Here is a 1,739-nt window from a genome sequence, read left to right as displayed (position 1 = left end):
GTTTCACGGGTGCGTGAGGGCTTCGAGGGCTTCGCGGGCGGAGAAGGACTCGAAGAGGCTGAGGGGCGGGCCCTGGGGGGAGGCCAGGACGGCGTAGTGCTCCGGGATGAGGGAGAGGTCGCCCCAGGGCTCCTCGACGTGCGCGCGGGTCAGGAGGCGGCCGGAGGCGTGCCGGATCCAGGGGATCACGAGGAAATCGGCCAGTTCCGGGAGGGCGGGCAGGGGGGTGGTGGTGGGGTGTTCGACGAGCGTGACGGGGCCGGGGAGCCCGTCGCCCCGGCAGGCGAGGAGGCGGGAGGCGATGTCCCGCCGCATGCCCCAGCTCTCCGCTATGACGGAGATCTCCACCCGGGTGGTCTCGCTGATGGCCACCTGGTGTTCCAGGAGCCCGCTGACCAGGAGGTCGAGTCCGGCTTCCTGTTCGCCGATGTCCCAGCAGACCTGGACCTCGTACCCCTCGTTGTCGGGCAAGAGGCGGAGGAAACGGTTCCATACATCGGCTTCAGCGATCATCCTGAGAGGCTACGGTCAATCCGATTGCGGTGATCGCTTCCGTGGCGAAACGATGCGCCCATGGAGCAGCCGAGAGAAACCATTGAGTGTGAAGGCTTCACCCTGCGGCGTTGGCGGGAGCAGGCTGACTTCGAGTCCTTGCTGCGTCTGAGCGAGGAGTCCCTCGACCACCTCAGTGCGTGGATGCCGTGGGCGCGTTCCCACACGCCTCAGCACACCCGGGACTTCCTCGCCGGCTGCGATCCGAACTGGCGCAGCGGCGAGGCGTACAACTACGCGATCACCGTGGCCGGCGACCCCGTCGGCAGTCTCTCCCTCTACCTCGCCGACGAGCCGCGGGGACGTTCCCTGGGGTACTGGCTGCACCCGGGAGCCACCGGCCGGGGCACGGCAAGCCGCGCGGCGGCGGCCGTGGTCCGCGAGGCGTTCTCCCTGCCGGGCGTGGATTACGTGGAGATCGTGCACGATCCGGCCAACTCGGCCAGCGCCGCCGTCCCCAGGCGGCTGGGATTCACCCTGGTCTCCGAGGGCGCCACGGACGTCGTCTGGCGCCTGTACGTGACCGGGCGCGGCACGCCTGAAAGACTCCACGCCTGACCATCAAGGGAGTTGTAATGCAGGTAGCCGTTGTCACCTTCGACGGGTTCAACGAACTCGACAGCTTCATAGCCTCGGCATTGATCGGCAAGTCAGGCCTCAAGGCCTACATCACGACGCCCACCCCCGTGGTGACCTCGATGAACGGTGTCGAGGTGACCGGCCAGCGGTCGATGGACTTCGTGACCGAGGCAGATGTCGTACTGATCGGCAGCGGGGTGAAGACGCGCGACGTGGTCGCCGACGATCGGCTGCTCTCCATGCTGCCGCTCGACCCCTCGCGACAGCTGATCGGTTCGCAGTGCTCCGGCGCGCTGGTCCTCGCGAAGCTCGGCCTGCTGGGTGACATGCCCGCCTGCACGGACATGACGAGCCGCCCCTTCGTCGAGGCCGAGGGCGTCACCGTCCTGGACGCCCCCTTCCACGCCGAGGGGAACATCGCCACCGCCGGCGGCTGCCTGGCGTCCCAGTACCTCGCCACCTGGGTGATCACCCGCACCCTCGGCGAGGAGGCCGCGCGCGCGGTCATCGACTACGCCGGACCGGTCGGCGAGAAGCTCGAAACCGTCGAGCGCTCCCTCCGCGCCGTCCGCGCCGGTGAGGCCGTGCTGACGTCCTGAGACGGACAT

3 protein-coding genes are annotated in these 1,739 nt (G+C 68.7%); 2 read left to right on the top strand and 1 reads right to left on the bottom strand.

The genetic code is table 11. From position 1 onward, the window contains the following. Positions 1-3: 3 nt before the first annotated feature. The gene (locus ACZ7IF_RS39290; protein ID WP_470981848.1) at positions 4-471 is read right to left on the bottom strand and encodes a hypothetical protein; all 468 of its coding nucleotides are present in this window, start codon (positions 469-471) and stop codon (positions 4-6) included. 102 nt (positions 472-573) lie between these two features. Between ACZ7IF_RS39290 and ACZ7IF_RS39285 the strand changes: the two genes are divergently transcribed. Together ACZ7IF_RS39285 and ACZ7IF_RS39280 are read left to right on the top strand one after the other, a co-directional pair. After that, the gene (locus ACZ7IF_RS39285; RefSeq protein WP_470981846.1) at positions 574-1,110 is read left to right on the top strand and encodes a GNAT family N-acetyltransferase; all 537 of its coding nucleotides are present in this window, start codon (positions 574-576) and stop codon (positions 1,108-1,110) included. 17 nt (positions 1,111-1,127) lie between these two features. Continuing rightward, a complete protein-coding gene (locus ACZ7IF_RS39280; protein ID WP_470981844.1) occupies positions 1,128-1,730 on the top strand; it encodes a DJ-1/PfpI family protein in 603 nt (200 codons plus the stop codon). The last annotated feature ends 9 nt before the right edge of the window (positions 1,731-1,739 follow it).

The sequence above is a fragment of the Streptomyces sp. NPDC037421 genome (assembly GCF_055602105.1).
This window is presented reverse-complemented; position numbering and strand designations above follow the sequence as displayed.

Bases quoted from the DNA above. Each gene is read 5' to 3' on its own strand.
- ACZ7IF_RS39280 (WP_470981844.1), top strand. From the start codon at position 1,128: ATGCAGGTAGCCGTTGTCACCTTCGACGGGTTCAACGAACTCGACAGC.
- ACZ7IF_RS39285 (WP_470981846.1), top strand. From the start codon at position 574: ATGGAGCAGCCGAGAGAAACCATTGAGTGTGAAGGCTTCACCCTGCGG.